This is a genomic window from Hymenobacter glaciei, assembly GCF_039539585.1.
Taxonomy (GTDB): domain Bacteria; phylum Bacteroidota; class Bacteroidia; order Cytophagales; family Hymenobacteraceae; genus Hymenobacter; species Hymenobacter glaciei.
The window spans coordinates 33,908-49,919 of the sequence record NZ_BAABDK010000024.1 but is presented as its reverse complement, the minus strand read 5'-3'; the positions used below and the strand labels follow the sequence as shown (position 1 = coordinate 49,919).

The 16,012-nt window shown below is 59.9% G+C and carries 12 protein-coding genes and 1 pseudogene; 3 read left to right on the top strand and 10 right to left on the bottom strand.

Annotated features, from left to right (window positions below; all coding sequences use genetic code 11):
• From ABD837_RS15355 to ABD837_RS15345, 3 genes are all read right to left on the bottom strand, one after another.
• On the bottom strand, positions 1-623 hold a 623-nt coding region (locus ABD837_RS15355), incomplete at its 3' end, for a hypothetical protein (RefSeq protein WP_345056212.1).
• Between the two features lie 85 nt (positions 624-708).
• Positions 709-1,557, bottom strand: coding sequence for a murein L,D-transpeptidase catalytic domain family protein (locus ABD837_RS15350; protein ID WP_345056210.1), 849 nt, complete (start codon positions 1,555-1,557; stop codon positions 709-711).
• A gap of 172 nt (positions 1,558-1,729) precedes the next feature.
• Complete coding sequence (locus tag ABD837_RS15345; protein ID WP_345056208.1) at positions 1,730-2,416, bottom strand: murein L,D-transpeptidase catalytic domain family protein; 687 nt, start codon at positions 2,414-2,416, stop codon at positions 1,730-1,732.
• A 550-nt stretch (positions 2,417-2,966) separates the two neighbouring features.
• On the opposite strand from ABD837_RS15345, the pseudogene ABD837_RS25010 reads away from it, so the two are divergent.
• Together ABD837_RS25010 and ABD837_RS25005 are read left to right on the top strand one after the other, a co-directional pair.
• Positions 2,967-4,091 (top strand): annotated as a pseudogene (locus tag ABD837_RS25010) (alpha-amylase family glycosyl hydrolase); the annotation flags it as partial.
• Positions 4,092-4,097: 6 nt separating this feature from the next.
• Positions 4,098-5,354 carry a T9SS type A sorting domain-containing protein gene (locus ABD837_RS25005; RefSeq protein WP_425554349.1) on the top strand — a complete coding sequence of 419 codons (1,257 nt, stop codon included), beginning with the start codon at positions 4,098-4,100 and terminating at the stop codon, positions 5,352-5,354.
• Positions 5,355-5,497: 143 nt separating this feature from the next.
• Here ABD837_RS25005 and ABD837_RS15335 read toward each other — a convergent pair whose 3' ends face one another.
• From ABD837_RS15335 to ABD837_RS15310, 6 genes are all read right to left on the bottom strand, one after another.
• Positions 5,498-7,801 carry a TonB-dependent receptor gene (locus ABD837_RS15335; RefSeq protein ID WP_345056204.1) on the bottom strand — a complete coding sequence of 768 codons (2,304 nt, stop codon included), beginning with the start codon at positions 7,799-7,801 and terminating at the stop codon, positions 5,498-5,500.
• A 104-nt stretch (positions 7,802-7,905) separates the two neighbouring features.
• The gene (locus ABD837_RS15330) at positions 7,906-8,145 is read right to left on the bottom strand and encodes a hypothetical protein (protein WP_345056202.1); all 240 of its coding nucleotides are present in this window, start codon (positions 8,143-8,145) and stop codon (positions 7,906-7,908) included.
• 148 nt (positions 8,146-8,293) lie between these two features.
• Complete coding sequence (locus ABD837_RS15325) at positions 8,294-8,683, bottom strand: hypothetical protein (protein ID WP_345056200.1); 390 nt, start codon at positions 8,681-8,683, stop codon at positions 8,294-8,296.
• Between the two features lie 77 nt (positions 8,684-8,760).
• Positions 8,761-9,453, bottom strand: a complete 693-nt coding sequence (locus ABD837_RS15320) for a HupE/UreJ family protein (RefSeq protein ID WP_345056198.1) — start codon at positions 9,451-9,453, stop codon at positions 8,761-8,763.
• Between the two features lie 39 nt (positions 9,454-9,492).
• Entirely contained in the window at positions 9,493-10,821 is a 1,329-nt protein-coding gene (locus ABD837_RS15315) for a tetratricopeptide repeat protein (protein WP_345056196.1), read from the bottom strand.
• A gap of 110 nt (positions 10,822-10,931) precedes the next feature.
• Positions 10,932-13,151 carry a DUF4331 family protein gene (locus ABD837_RS15310; protein WP_345056194.1) on the bottom strand — a complete coding sequence of 740 codons (2,220 nt, stop codon included), beginning with the start codon at positions 13,149-13,151 and terminating at the stop codon, positions 10,932-10,934.
• A 322-nt stretch (positions 13,152-13,473) separates the two neighbouring features.
• On the opposite strand from ABD837_RS15310, the gene hscA reads away from it, so the two are divergent.
• Positions 13,474-15,345: a Fe-S protein assembly chaperone HscA gene (gene hscA / locus ABD837_RS15305; RefSeq protein WP_345056192.1), complete on the top strand. Its 1,872-nt coding sequence runs from the start codon at positions 13,474-13,476 to the stop codon at positions 15,343-15,345.
• A 57-nt stretch (positions 15,346-15,402) separates the two neighbouring features.
• On the opposite strand, the gene ABD837_RS15300 is transcribed toward hscA, so the two are convergent.
• Positions 15,403-15,918 carry a hypothetical protein gene (locus ABD837_RS15300; RefSeq protein WP_345056190.1) on the bottom strand — a complete coding sequence of 172 codons (516 nt, stop codon included), beginning with the start codon at positions 15,916-15,918 and terminating at the stop codon, positions 15,403-15,405.
• Positions 15,919-16,012: the final 94 nt, after the last annotated feature.

Here is a 16,012-nt window from a genome sequence, read left to right as displayed (position 1 = left end):
GTGTTTACTCGACTCATTCCGCAAATAACGAGCATAATGCAAACTAATTCATCCGACCTACTTATCATATCCGTTGCCTTATAAAATTCCTGTAGCGTCAGCTGTACGGCAGTCGTGCTATCGGGCAGGTCCCAGGCGCGGGCGGGTACCAACACTTGGGTGCCTTGCGCCCCGGTCACCAGCGTATCGCGGCCGGGGCGAATGCGGAATAGCTGCGGCGCAGGCAGTCCCGTTTGCAGAAAGCGCGTTAGCTCGGCTGTATTGTTCGAAATATGGGCGGAGGCCGCTTTATTGCCAACGACGTCCGCATCCTCAATCGGTTCATCCGCCACATCGGCAAAAACCGTGGCCCCGCGCTTCACGCGTGGCGCAGGCTGGTTTTCAGCAACTGGCCGGGGGAAGTTGGCAGATGAAATCTTCGCCCCTGAAACCGGGTCGACTGTATGTGAAACAGCCGCCGCAGAATCAGCTGGCGCGGCCACCGGCAGAGCAGCAGCGCGGGTAGTATCGGCCAGCGGTGGGGTAGCGGCAGTAGTAGCAGCCTCCTGAGACGTGCGCTCCCGGTCGCAGCCAGTCAACAGCAGCCAGCTAAGCACAGCCAGTAAGGGGTAAATTTTCGACATATGACAAACGTAAAAAAGCGAATGACGCGCCAACCAAAGTTAGCGCGCCATTCGCGTTGTAAAATCAAGATTTATAGCCTTATTGCTACGAGATGCCGTGGGTAGCAGCAGTTGGCACCAGCGCGGCAATGGCCGCATCCTGGTTCAGGTACTTTGAATCGTAGCCGGCGTCCGACTTGTTCAGGAACAGGCAGGTGCCGCCGTTTACCACGTCGATAATTTGCGAGTACTGGTCCATTGGCAGGGCCGGGCAGCCAAGGCTGCGGCCCAGACGGCCGTTTTGCTTGATAAAGTCTTCACTCACATAGTCGGCTCCGTGCATTACGATGGAGCGGGCAGCAGCATTGCTGTTCACGCCCTCGTCCATGCCTTCGAGGCGCAACGAGTGGCCGTGCTTGCCTTCGTATTCGCTACCCGTGGCGTAGAAGCCTAGGCTGCTCATGTTGCTTTGGTCGGTGTTGGAGAAGGTGCTGGCTTCGTTCTCGCCCGAGTTGTGGCCGTGGGCTACGAGCGTGTGGAAGAGGATTTCTTTCTTGCCCAAATCGAGCACCCACAGGCGCTTCTCCGTGCTGGGCAGGTCGAAGTCAATCACCGTCAGAACCTGCTTATCCTCAGCCAGCTTACCATTCTGGCGCAGGTTGAGGTAGCCAGTCATGGCTTTCTGAAACGTCTCGAAGCGCAGGCCTTCCTGCTCAGCCCCGAGGGCGTTGTAGGTAGCGCGCATCTCCTGGTCAAACTGTGCCTGGGGCGAGAAGTCCATCTTGGGCATGCGCAACTCGTTGCGAGCCGTGCCGGCCATCGACTGCTGAATATTGCCGGCCAACGGCGTTGCTAAAAACAACGAGGCCAGAAACGGCAAAACGCGACGCGTCAGGCGCTGACGACGCAGGCTTTTGCGTTTGCGCTGAACAATGCTGTGCTGGTGCGTGTGCATAATCGAAGTAGCTGATGAAGAAAAAGAACCAGCCGCCACAGTAGCAGAAGCTGATACAATACCTTATACGAGATACATCTCCCGATGGCTATTTTTAAACGCTTTGCAGCCCCGAATGATTCCGTTTCGGCCGTGGTGGCTGTGCAGCCTAACTGGAACGTTCAGCAGTTGTTCAGCGCCACCCTCGCTGCAAAAACCGGCGACCAGCTGCGCCACCATCCAGCCAGCGCGAAGCCAGACCGGGGCCGCTCACGAGCAGCATGCTGCCCACCCGTAGCGTGGCAATAATGTCCTTAAACTGCTCGGGTGGCAGGGCCGGACACCCCCGGCTGTAGCCCAGGTGGCCGTATTTCTGCACATACTTCGGGCTGACGTAGTCGGCAGCATGCAACACCACGTAGCGGTCGAAGGCATTGGCATTCTGGCCCTTGTCGAGCCCCTCAATGCGGCGCGAGTAGCCATGGATGCCGTCGTAGGTGCCAGCCGTGCGGTAGAAGCCCAGTGAGGTACAGGCCGATTTTTCTTCGTTGGAGAAGCGGCGGGCGCGCAGGTGGCCCGAGCCTTGGCCGTGCGCTACCAGGCTACGGTGCAGCACCTTGGCATGTTGAAGGTCGATAACCCAGAGGCGTTCGGTGGTATTGGGCAGGTCCATATCGGCCACGGCCAGCAGGCCGGCACGCTCGATGCGGCCGGTGGGATGCAGCGTGAGGTAGCCTACGCAGGCTTGTTCCAGTACTTCGGGGCGCAGCTCGGCCGCGGCGGGCCCAAGGGCAGCGTGCAACTGCTGAATGGCCTGGCGCAAAGTATCGGGGATGGTTGCAAGTGCTGGCACCGGCGAGAGGCGCAGCGAATCGGGCACGGGAGCACTAACTACTGGAGCAGCCGGAGCCACTGCCGGTGCCAGAGTTACTGCACTCGATATGGGACTTATAGCGGGCAGTTGCGTCTCCCCGGCCCGCAATTGGCAGCCGCCGAGCAACAGGCCTGCAGCCACAAAGGCCGTCCATAATTCCGCTCTACTTGATAAGCGGGCCTTAGCCCGTCGTGCACTCATCCCAACCATGGCCTGCAATTACGGCAAGCCGCCGGCTCTTTGCAACCTGCCGCTCGGGGCCGGCAACCCGCAAAGCAATTTTTGGAGCAGGAAGAGGGCAACATTGCAACAATCGGCAGGCGTCCACTGAGACTGCAGCAATCAGAGGTCCAAGACTATCCAATCCAATAGCTACAAAATTACAATATTCGAAATATGCAATCAAATGCGCACATAATATTTTGTTCTTTTTTCGCTGCATTCAGCATTTTAGGTAACTTAGCAATAGCAAACAGGGGGATTACATCTTCTGAAAACGTTTGTTACGGTTGACAACCGTTTGCACACTTTCTTCACAAAACCCAATTCCCACACTATGCAACACTTTTCCGCTTATTTCCCATTCCGCAAACGATTCCGGTTTGCGCTGGCTCTGGCAATGGCTTTGCTGGGGGCCGGCAACCAGTCGGCCCACGCCCAAAAAGTCGTGATGCAAGGCTTCTGGTGGGACTACTGGAATTCGAACTACCCCAATGGCTGGGCCAACTACCTCGCTGACCTCGCGCCCCGCCTGAAAAGCATGGGCGTGGATGCCATCTGGATTCCGCCGACCATCAAAAACGGCAACCAGGGCAATGGCTACTCCCCTTTCGACAACTACGACCTGGGCGACAAGTGGCAAAAAGGTTTTCTGGGCACGCGCATGGGCAACAAGGACGAGCTGTTGCGCGCCGTGGCCGTGCTGCACGCCAATGGCATCGAGGTCATTCAGGACTTGGTGCTGAACCACAACGACGGGGCCGGCTCGGCCAGCGGCGCGGGCGGGCAGGACCCCGGCGCCTGGGACGATGGCACGACCAGCAAGTACAAAAACTTCCGCTACGTGAGCTACGCCAAGCCGGTGACCGACGAAAGCGCCACCGACTATTTCAGCCGCTCGGGCCGCTTCGCCAAGAACTGGCAGAACTTCAACCCCAACCCCGGCAACAACTCGACCTCGGGTGACTGGAACTCGCCATTTTTCGGCCCCGACATCAGCTACTACCCCGGCTCGTACGGCCAAAGCTCCAACGCCACCACCTACAACCCCGTGCAGAGTAGCGACTACATGCGCACCGGCAACCGCAACTGGTTGATTTGGTATAAGAAACAAGTCGGCTTCGATGGCGTGCGCTTGGATGCGGTGAAGCATTTCCCGGACTTTGCCAGCGAAGACTTCCTGTATAACCTGCAAAGCAACGCCGGCTGGGCCAGCGGCGGGGCCACCATGTACGCCGTAGGCGAATGGGTGGGCTCGTCGGGCCAAATGGACGGCTGGGTAGCCAACGTGAACAACCGCTCGGGCACGTTCGATTTCTCGCTGCGCAACGGCTTGTATAACATCGTGAGCCAGGGCGGCAACTTCGACATCGGCACGCTGCCCACCTACCAGCAGGGCACGCGGGTGGTGAACATCGGCGGCACCTACGTACATCGCACGGTGCCCTTCGTGAACAACCACGACACGATGCGGCCCACGCTCGACGCCAACGGCAACTACACCGGCTGGAACACCGGCTCGGAGCTGGCACCGCACATCGACCCGTTCGACCCGCGCCTGTCGGCCACCTATGCTGCTGCCTTGGCCATGGATGGCTCGCCAATGCTGTTTTTTGAGGACGTGTTCAATGTAGGCAACACCAGCAAGCGTTACAGCCACAGCCCCAAAAGCACCACCGACCTGCCCACCCGCGACGACCTCGTGAACCTGGTGTGGTGCCATCAGAACCTGCACTTCAAGGATGGCGCGTACAAGGTGCGCTGGCAGGCCGCCGACCACCTCGTAATTGAGCGCAGCACCAAAGCCATTATCGGCATCAACGACAACTTCTCGACCTGGCAAAACAGCACGGTGAGTTGCGATTTTGCGCCCGGCACCGTGCTAAAGGACTATTCCGGCGCCAACGGCACCGCCACCGTCACGGTGAGCGCCTCGCAAACGGTGGCCATCAACACGCCGCCCTGCAACGGCACAGCCGCCGGCGGCCGCCGGGGCTACTCGGTGTGGGCCCCCACCAACGCTACTACCGGCTACACCCGCCCGGCGCTGGCTACCACCCAGGAATGGGAGCTGGCCAACGACCTCGGCGATTCCGACAGCCGCAGCCTGATGCAAGGCGGCGCGCTGCCCGCCGCCAGCACAGCCTACCGCACGGCCGGCCGCATCTACGGCGCTGCCAGCAAGAGCATTACCTACAGCCTCTTTCCCACCGATGCTACCCGCAGCCTCACGGTGGCCGTGGTAAATAGCGCCGGCACGGTGGTGAGCAGCCAGACCGGCACCGGCAACCTCACGGGCACCTACACGCCCACCACTGAAGGCTGGTACACGCTGAAGGCCAAAAACGCCAGCACCGCCAACCCCAGCCAGAGCGCCTTCGTTAAGGCAACCTACACCGCCCCCACCGTGGTAACCGGCGCCATGACCGGCCGCCGCGACGCCAACGTGCTGGCCACCGCCCAGGCAGCCGCCACCGCCGAGGTGCTGGTGTACCCCAACCCCACCGCCGCCGACCGCATCGACGTGGTGATTACCGCCAACCGCGAGCAGGCCGCCACCATGCAACTTCACGACCTGATGGGCCGCCTGGTTCACCAGGAGACGGTGCGCCTCTACAACGGCTCGAACGAACTGCGCCTGGGCGTGAAGAAGGTGCTGCCAGCCGGTATCTATCAGCTGAGCGTGCCCGAGTTCCATGTGAGTCAGAAGGTGGCGGTGCAATAACCTCATCCCAGCTTCGCTTGCTGCGCAAATTCGGCGGTAGAGGAGCTAAACGAGTTTCACCAAAAAGGCCTTCAGCAAATGCTGAAGGCCTTTTTGTTTGGTTATGCATATGCTAGAACGTCGTCAGGTGGCAAAGTGAGCGGCTAGAAAGACACGCTCACATTCAGCTTGGCATAAAAGGGACTGCCGGGGGTGAAGTGTAGTTCGTTAATGCCTTCGAGCGGCTCGCGCTGCGGGGTGTTGATGAGGCGGGTTTGGGTGGCGAACTGGGCCTGGTTCCACTCCACGTTCAGCAGGTTTTCGGCGGTGGCGCCTATTTGGAAGCGTGGCGTGGTGTAGGCCAGCACCGCATCAAGCAGGAAATAGCCGCGGGCCGTGATGCTGCCGTCGTCGTTGGCCGGGCGCGCGTCGATGTGCCGATAGCGCAAACTGCCGCTTAGGCCTTTTGGCGCCTTGTAGGTGAGGCCACCGGTGCTGGTGAACGTGGGTGCGAGCGGAATGTAATTGGCCTTCTCCGGCGCGTCGAGCTGGCGGCCGTGGTTATAGTTGAAGTCAGCATCGAGAAACAGGCGACTGCCCACCTGGTAGCGCACCGACAAATCGAGGCCATAGCGCTGGGTAGGGCCGGTGCTCTCCACCACGGCTTCGTCGCCCACGTACACCAGCTCATCCTGCAAGTGCAGGCTCCAGAGGACGGCGTTTACCACCAGGCTGGGCAGGGGCTTGAACGTGCTGCCGATTTCGGAGCCAAAGGCACGGGGCAGCACGTTGGCATTCAGGCCCTGAATCACCCCCCGCGCATCGTTGGAGTGGAAGCCGAAACCCGAGCGGGCAAACAGCTGCACGGCCGGCGTGAGCTGATAATACAGATTCAGCTTCGGCGACACGCGGGCGCGCGCCACCCGGCCGGCCAGCGGGGCCAACGCACCGGTATTCTCTTCGGCCAGCTGCCCCCGAAAGTCGAAGGTGAAGAAATCGGCCCGTACTGCCGCGTTCACCGTGATGCGGTCGGTGAGGTTCAGGGTTTCGTCGAGGTAAGCATTGATGTTGCGCTCGTAGAGCCGGCCCGTGGTGATGACGCCCAGTGGGTCTTGCCGCAAAGTACGGAGCAGGCCCAGCGTGGAAAAATCGTTGCGGGTGCCCACGCCTAGCGTGCTGTGCAGCGAGCGGGCCCCCAGGTGGTCGTCGCGCTCGTAGGTGGCCGTGTAACCAAAGAGGTTGCGGTCGTCGGTCTGGTTGATTTCGTCGCCGTTTATCGAGTCGTGCAGGAAGAACGTGAAGTTTGAAAACAGGCTGAAATCGTATTTCGAGTAATAGGCCTGCTGGCGCAGCACAGCATCGTGCGGTAGCGCAGTGGTGAGTACCACGCTGGCGTTGGTGCGGCTGGTGTTGCCGCCCTCGGTGGGGTCGATGCTGCCATAGCGGGAAATAATGCCCTGCTCGATGCCGCGCTCCGGAATTTGCCCGCTGGCATCCCAGTTCGAGGTAAAATGCGAGCCCAATACCGTAAGCGCTGTTTTATCGCAGAGCTGGCCAGAGTATTTGGCCATCCCATTGAAGCGCTTGAAGTGCTGCGGCTGGTCGAAATACGAGTTGGTGAAGTTGTACTCGGCCGCCACATAGGCGCTTTCGGGCTGCTTGCTGAGCAGGTGGTCGCTTTGGCCCAGCAAATCCAGCATCACCAGCGCCCGGCGCGTATCGAACTGGCCCAGCTCTAGCTTCACCTGACTGTGCTCGAGCCGGGTTTTGGTGGTGAACTCGCCCGCGCCGGCCGTGGCAAAATCGCCAAAACGGGCCGTGTAAGGGCCTTTGTACACCTTCAGCTGCTCCACCGTTTCGGGTATCACGAAGTGGAAATCGGCGTAGCCCTGGCCGTGGGCGTGGCTCACCATGTTCACCGGCAGCCCGTCCACACTCACCGCGAAATCGGTGCCGTGGTCGCAGTCGAAGCCGCGCAGAAAAATCTGCTCGGCCTTACCGCCACCCGCGTGCTGCGCAATGAACAGGCCCGGCACCAAGCGCAGCAGGTCCTGGGCGGAATTCACGGGCCGCAGCAGTTGGTCAATGTGCGAAATGGCGGCCAGGCTCTGGTTGGGGTCGTGGGGTTGGTTCACGGTCACTTCGGCCAGGCTGAGCGTGGTGGTAGCCAGGCGCACGGCCAGGCGCTGAGTTGCGCCGGCCGCGACCGTAACGGGCAAGGCCAAGGCGCGGTAGCCCAGCGCCCCAACGCGTAGCGAATAGGTTCCGGGCGCAAGGCCACTCAGCCGGAAATTGCCTAACGCATCGGTAGCGGTGCCGCCGGGTTGCCCCTGCAAGCCCACGCTCACGCCTGTCAGCGGCTGGCCCGAAAGGGAGTCGGCCACGGTGCCGCGCACCGTGCCACCGGTTTGGGCCCACACCAATTGAGTGCATAATAGGAACCCGAGCACAAGGCTCCAGGTCAACAAAGCGGTAGGTTGTTGTTTCATCCAAGTCGGAATCAGAGCCGATTGGCCGCCACGTTTCGCCGCGGCCAACCAGCTTAGGTGAAAGAAGAGGAGATAATTCCGAATTAGAAATTGGCCTTGCTCATGCAATTGGCGCGGCATTGGGCCCGGTACTGGCCCTGCTGCCTCCCAAGGTGTCCGCGCTGCTGGCCGCGCAGAGCCACAGTGCTGGTAGCGGGCAGCGTGCGGCCCGGTATTGCTTCGAATAAAGAACTAGCAATGCGGCCGGCCTTGGGCAGCTGCACGCAGGGAACAACACTCGTAGCGCCTGCTACGGGTTGAAGGGAATTGACCCAGAAAATCATGATGGAGGGGTTGCACGCGCCCGGACATTACAGTCCTTGGTGGCGCGTTGGAGGAGAAATAAGAAGAGGCGGCGCACTGGCCTTATGGCCGTGGCTTTCCATAGCCCTGCGTGTATTCGAACCGAACATCACCTGGGCAAAACTCTACTTATCCTATCCGGGGCGGCAACTCAACCTGACCGCGGTAACCCAGCAACACGGCTACCACCCGCGCAGCTGAGCGGGCTGGCCGTGCGGTGTAACCCAGCCGCGTAAACGCCACCCGCCATTCGGCCAGGCAGTGCGTATCCAGGCCTTTGAAGGAGGTGAGCAATTGCTGCAGGGGCAGGCGCTCGCCGTTTTTCTTCACGGTATACTGCACGCCGTTGCAGTCGTCGAAACAGCCCAGGCGCATGGTGTGCTGCAATTGGCAATCTTGGCTGTGCACGTAGGCATAGGGCCGGTCAATCACCCGCGCCGGGCGCTCCACAAGGCCTGCTCCCACTACCAGCAGGTAGTTGAGCAGCAGCAGCAGCGTGAGGTAGGGGCGCAAAAGCATGAAAACAGGCTGAACCAAGGTTCGCGTTATCTACGGTGAAAACCCTGGCAGGGGTGCAACGATTTCAGGTTAATTATTCAGGTAAAAAACACGCGCTCTACGGTCCAGTAAGCCGCTACCAGCCCGATGACCACCGACACTGGAATAACAACGCGCTGCTTGTACCAGCTTTTCTCGGCGGCCCAGCGGCCCACCAGCCCCCAGCACAGCAATATCACCGTTACCTGGCCCAGCTCAACCCCCACGTTAAAGGAGATGAGGGAACCGAAATAGTCCTTCTGCGGCAATCCCAGCCCCGTGAGGGCGCTGGCGAAACCCATGCCGTGCACCAACCCAAAGCCAAACACCACAAGCAGCCGCCACGGGTTCAGCTTATCGGCGATGATGTTCTCGATGGCCACAAACAGGATGGACAGCGCGATAATCGGCTCAATAATGGCCGAAGGCGGCGAAATAAGCCCGTACATGGCCAGCCCCAGCGTAATAGAATGCGCCACGGTGAAAGCTGTGGCCTGCATCAGCACCGGCTTCAGGCGTGGCTCCAGAATGTAGAGGCTGATGATGAACAGAATGTGGTCGAACCCCAGCGGAATGATGTGCGTGAAGCCCAGCTGCAGGTAAGTCCAGAAAATTTCGGTGCGCGAGAGCTTGCTCAGGTCCGTGTTGAGAACGTGCGCGGCGGCCGGCAATGCCAGCAGCACCAACAGGGGCAGCACCGCTGCGACGCGGCGCGGCAGGCGAAGGCTTGGTGCAGAGCAGGCCTTTTCCATCCTCGTCTGAGTACTCACTGCTATATGCTTACTACTGGATTAGCGGGCCGCCAATAGCTTCTTGCCTTCAGCTTCTACTTCGGGGTTGAGGTAAGGCGCGGTTTTCAGCGAATTCTCAATCAGGGCCTGGCCCTCAGCAGTCTTACCCAGTTTGCTGAGAATGAGACCAGCGCGGCATAGCAGCACGGGGTTCTTCGAACCGGTGCGGCGGGCTACCTGCATGTACTTCTGGGCCTCGGCATACTGGCCACGCCGGTAGAGCACCCAGGCCATGGTCTCGTTCACGTCGATGTTGTCGGGGCGGCGGGCATGTTCGATTTTGGCGTGCTCCAGCGCTTTATCCAGTTCGTTAGTTTTCAGGTAGGCGTAAGCCAGTTCGCGGTCGGCATAGTGGCCGATCTGCTCGTTGGAGTCGGCTTCCTTGGCCGCCTCGGACAACATGTCAATGGACTCTTCGGCCATTTTCTTCGCTTCGTCGGGTTGGCCGTTCAGGCGGTATAAGTCCGTCATCTCATCGGCAAAGGCATAGTCCTTCACCGTAATGCGGGCTTCCTGATAGAGCTTGATGGCGCGGGTGTAGTCCTTGCGGGCGGCGGCCATGCGGCCCAGCCCGGCCAAAGCGTAAGCATAGCCGGGACGCACGTACAGAGCCATTTGATAGTACAGGCGGGCCTTAGAAGTATCGCCGTTCACCTCGTAGAGATGGCCCAGGGCTACACGGGTCCATTCGGTTTGCTCCAACCCGGTATAGCCGGCTTTCACAGCCATGTCCATCGCCTGAATGGCGCCGGGCATGTCGCCATAAATCTCGCGCAGGTAGCTCACTCGGGCATAGGCCGACAGGTCGGGGCGCAGGGCATTCATCTTGTCGGCCATTTTCACGGCCTCGTCGTAGTGGCCCATTTCCACATTGGCATCCGTCAGCAGGCCATACACGAACCCGCTGTTGGGGTTCAGCTTCACGGCCTGCTCGGCCAAGCCTAGGCCTTGGGCAAAATGGTGCTGCGTGAGGCAAAGCGACGATTTACAGCACAGGGCCTCAAAGTTCTCAGGCTCGGCCTTGAGCACCTGCTCCAGCAGGTCCATGGCCGCACCGTCGTAGTACGGGTGGTTGCCGGTTACGCGGCCTTCCTGCATGTAGGCTTGGGCCAGCAAGAGGCGGCTTTTTTGGTCGTCGGGGTTGGTGCGCAGCTTGGCCAGCAAGCCCTCAATAGCGGCCTTGGTGTTCAGCCACTCCTTGCCGGCGGCCAGGCTGCCCTGGCGCTCGATGAACTCGGGGGTGCGCACCGCTGGTTTTTTAAAGAAGAAGATGGCAGCCGCCAGCCCGCCAAAAACCACAAGTAAGATGGGGTATAGATACTTTTTCAAAACAGAGAAGAAAGACGAGTGGGTAAGAACGTCAAAAATAAAAAGAGAGCCGCCGCCAGCCCTGTTCAGGACTTAACGACGGCTCTCGTTCAATCAGCAATCAGCAAAAACTACTGGCGCTCGATGCGCACCGACTGCACAACGGTTTTGCCGTTGTAGAGGGTCGCAATGTACTGGCCGGGGGCCACATCGCGGCCCGGCTGCCAGCTCAACTCCGTGGTGCCCTGGCCGAAGGATTTGTCCTTGGCAATGGTAGCAACCTTGCGGCCGGTTACGTCGCTGATAACAAGCGTCATGATGCCTTTGGCAGGCAGTTCGAAGCGCAGCGTGGTCCGGTCGAGGAAGGGGTTCGGGTAAGCCTGGCCAACGGTCTGGTTAGGCGACAGGCCGAGGGCCGTGCGCTGCGACAGGGCCGTGCGCTGGGCGTTGGTACCGCTCCAGGGCGTCTGCGAGTATGGGAAACCGACTTTGAACGTGGTATCGTTGGCCGTAATGCCGGCGTTGAAACCCACTACATTGACAAGCTGAGGCGTAACCGGGCTGGTCGACGAAGTAGTGAAGTCATCGTATGGCAGGCCAATAGCGGCCAGTACAATACCACCAACGGCTTGCAGTTCAATGCGGGTCACGTCATCCTCCAGACGGCGACCGTTCGGGAAGCCATCCATGTTCGGGATGAACTGCACGGTCGTGTTGTTGTACTGCGTGAAAGCCGGATTGCCCGTTGGGTTGATGGCGATAAGTGCAGCAGCCAGCAGACCTTCTGAGCTGAAGTTAGCGTCGTTACGGGGCGTAGGCGGCACAGCCATGTTCAGGCGCAGCATATCACCACCGGGGTTGGCAGCGGCATTGCCCACCAACAGGAAGTTGTTGATGAACGGCTTGCCGGCAGCCAGCGGGTTACCACCTTTGCCAACGAGCAGTTGGTAAGGACGAGCGTTGGGTACACCAGTATGGAAAATAGGCTTAATATCTACCGAGCGAGGCTTGCCAGCTACTAATAGGTATTCACCGTAGCCACCTTGGGCAATCGGAGCCAGCGCCGTGCCAGCTACTGCAGTACTACCAGCTAAACCACTCAGGCCGCCCCCGCCGTTGCGGAAGTCAAAACCAGCAGCGGGCAGGCCAGTCTGGCCCGCCAGCGACTTGGATTGGATACGCAGGGGGGCCAAGCCGGCAATGGCCTCGCCGAAGTATGTCTGGTTGGCCGGCTTCGGCGCAGCCGTAGCGGCTGGCGCGTTATCAGCCATGTACAGACCTAGCTCGGGGTTCGACAGGTAATCATCCGTAATAAGGGCTTCGGCGTAAGGCGAGCCGGCATTCCAGGCATCCTTGGCTCCGATGGGGTTGATTACTTCGTTCAGCAGGGGCATGCCAAGGCGCGATACCTGCACATAGTTGCCGCTGAAGGTAGAAGCCCCACCAGTGGTGGAAAGCGTCCGCACCGCCTGGCGGCTAGCCGAGGCCCATACGCCAATGATGTAGTTCGAGTCCAGAATGTTGGTAGTGGCCGTAAGCGCTGGAGCAGTAGCTTTCTGGAGCTGCGACACTGGAATCTGCATGACAATGGCGTGGGTGTTCTTGCGAGCCAAACCGTCGCGGGCCTGACCGGGAGCACGAATGCCACCCAAGTCGAAAATACCACCCAGGTCAGCGAAGAACGGGTCATCGGTAGGTCCGCAGAAAATTTTGATGCCGTCCGACGTCGTCTGAATGGCTTTTGCCATGTACGATGTATAGTCGGCTTCGCCCAAACCGGCCGGCACGTTGGTACCCACGCCGGGCACCGTTACCTTGGCAGAGATAGAGCGCGGCCCGATGTTCGGAGCAGGCACAATGCCTGTCGTACCAATTTGCGAGAAGGCCCCTCCCCCTACGCTTCTCTCGCAGATGTAGGTGGTCTTCAGGTTCTGCTTGCCCAAACGGATGTTGAAGAACGTACTAGGGTCTTCATTTGTCCGAGAGAAAGTGAAGCGGTACGTGATATCATCGGTGGGGTTATTAGGCGTACCGTTCTTGACATGGATTTCGTAGCGAATGTTCTCACCGAACGTGTTGTAGTTAGGGCCGCCCTGGGGCAACTCCAACGGAATGTAGTTGGCGATGATGGTCACGCTCGAAGCGGAACCGTTCACTGCACCAGCACCGTCCGGAGTACGGAAAGCGTACAGGTCGGTGTTATCGGCCAGCGGGTCATCGGCAATAAGAGGGGCTTCGCGGTGGCTCGAGGCCTCTAGTTTGTTGTGCTGGCCACTCAGGGCCACCACTCCTCCTGCCGAAACTGCGAGCAGAGCAGCCTGGAAAAGGGGACGAGTAAGTAGGTTCTTCATAAAATGGAAAGTGGGGGTTATGGTGGTGTGGGAATTGAAAAAAAATTAAGCTGAATCCGAAAGACAGGCGTGCCTTCCTAGCGCCACTAAGTATTTCTAACTGAATCCGTTTTTGTTACTATTGCCTTACGTACGGCGCTTTAATCTTGGTTTGAAATTTTTCAAGAAAAGACATAGAAACATTTCGGCTATCTAGCTCGTGATAGCAGCAAAGCCCACGCACGCCACAGCCGGGCCATTTTGCCGCTACTTTTGCAGAGCGTTTCGGCATATTATTTTTTCTCATTTTTCGGGCTCTTCGCGAGGACGGCCCCGTGACTCTATGGCTACTGTAGCTATCAACCTTGCCACTGGCAGCCTCCAGCAGGAAGAAATCATTGTGGGCATCGACCTGGGCACCACCAACAGCCTGGTGGCCTACGTGCACCCCGAAACCCGCCAGCCGGCCGCCATCAACGACTTGGGCCGCGGGACTATCGTGCCCTCGGTTGTGCATTTTCCGGCCGGGGGGGCCGCGCCCGTGGTTGGCAACGAAGCCCGCGAGTACCTGCTCAGCGACCCGGGCCGCACTATTTATTCGGTGAAGCGCCTGTTGGGCAAAAGCTACCGCGACCTGGGCGCGCACGCCAGCCAATTGGGCTATAAGGTGATTGACGATAACGCCGAGGGCCTGGTGAAAATCCGCGTCGAGGACCGGTTCTACTCCCCCATCGAGTTATCGGCCGACATCCTGCGCGAGCTACGTGCCCGTGCCGAGCACGCCCTAAAAACGCCCGTGAATCGCGCCGTGATTACGGTGCCGGCTTATTTCAACGACTCGCAGCGGCAGGCCACCCGCGACGCCGGCCGCCTGGCTGGCCTGGAGGTGCTGCGCATTGTGAATGAACCCACCGCCGCGGCCCTGGCCTACGGCATCGGCCTGAGCCCCGACGAAGAGAAAACCGTGGCCGTGTATGACCTCGGCGGCGGCACGTTCGACATCAGCATTCTGCGCATTCAGCAGGGCATTTTTGAGGTACTAAGCACGAACGGCGACACCTATTTGGGCGGCGACGACCTCGACCGCGCCGTAGTGGACTACTGGACGGCCACTTTTAGACTGCAAGCGTCCTTCCATACCAACCCGCACCTGCAGCAGCAGCTGCGCCTAGCCGCTGAAATGGCCAAGAAATACCTTAGCCAGCACGACGATTTCACCACCCACCTCACCGACGAAGCCGGGCAGAACACGACCGTGACGCTGACGCGGGCGCAGTTCGATGCCCTCATTGGGCCACTGGTGGCGCGCACCATCGCGGCTTGCCGCCAGGCCGTGGTCGATGCTAAAATCACAAGCGCACTCGATGCCGTGCTGCTAGTGGGCGGCTCGACGCGCGTGCCGTTGGTGTACGACGAGGTCTCAAAATTCTTCGGGCAGCCAGCCAACAACTCGCTGAACCCCGATGAGGTGGTGGCGCTAGGCGCGGCTATTCAGGCGGATATTCTGGCCGGCAACCGGCGCGATGTGCTGCTGCTCGACGTGACGCCGCTCACGCTGGGCATCGAAACACTAGGGGGGTTGATGGACTCTATTATCCCGCGCAATTCAAAAATTCCAACCAAGGCCGGCCGACAGTATACCACCAGTGTCGACGGCCAGGTGAACCTGAAAGTAGCTGTATACCAGGGTGAGCGCGACCTTGTGAGCCAGAACCGCAAGCTGGGCGAGTTCACCCTCACCGGCATTCCGGCCATGCCAGCAGGCCTGCCCAAGGTCGATGTAAATTTCCTGCTGAACGCCGATGGCATACTGAAGGTGGAAGCCATTGAGCTGCGCTCGAACACCCGACAGCAGGTCGAAATCAAGCCCCAGTACGGCCTCACCGACGACCAAGTGGAGCAGATGCTGATGGACTCGCTCCTGAATGCCAAAGAAGACGTGGCGGCGCGCCTGCTCATAGAGGCGCGTACGGCCGCCGAGCAGCTGCTCTACCAAGTCGATAGCTTCACGCGCAAAAACCGCCAGCACCTCACCGCCGAAGAGCTTACCGCTACCGAAGCGCAGGTGGCTACCGTGCGCACCGCCCTGGCCGGGACCGACCGCGACCCCATCCTGAAAGCTATGGACGAACTCGACGAGCTGACCCGCCCCTACGCCGAGCGTGTGATGAATATTTCTATTCAGCAAGCTATGGCCGGCAAGAAAATTGGCTAAGCGGGTATTCGGCTTGCTAGGCTCCCACTTCGGAATAGCAGGCTGAATACTTCCATCCTATCGGCGTGGGCCCGGATTCGTAATGGGTTTAGCAGCTGGCCGGTGCGCCACACGGCCCAGGCCAAACCCCAATACTCCGCGCGCGGTCGTATCGCGGAAGGTGACTTCGAACAGTGCCGAAGGCTGGGGCAGTGCCGAATCGGCGGCAAAAGAGTAGCTGTAGAACAGCTGGGAGGTTCCGCCGTCGCCCAACCGCACTCCCAGCTTATATAGCTCGAGAGGGGCGGCATGGCGACCGGCTTTCCACATCGGGCGCGCAGCATTTTCGAAGGCGATGGGGCTAATTGCCCGACGCACTTCCGGCGCTAGGCGGCTGTAGGCCGCGGCATAATCGGCCTGCAACACCGCCCGCAAAAACTGCCCGGCTACCTGGGCCTGGCTATACTTCAGCACGGGCAACTGCTGCTGGGCGGCCGCGCCATGAGCCAACAGGCCGGCGCCAAACAATGCGGCCAGCCCCCATAAAGCCCGAGCTAATATTTGACGCGGCAAGAAAGATGTGCAAGTAGCCATGGCTAAAAGTAAGCGGGGGCGGCGAGGTTGGCGCTATACCAACCTCGCCGCCCCCGCAGGCTTTTGCTACAGCAACCAGCCGAAACTGCCCGTC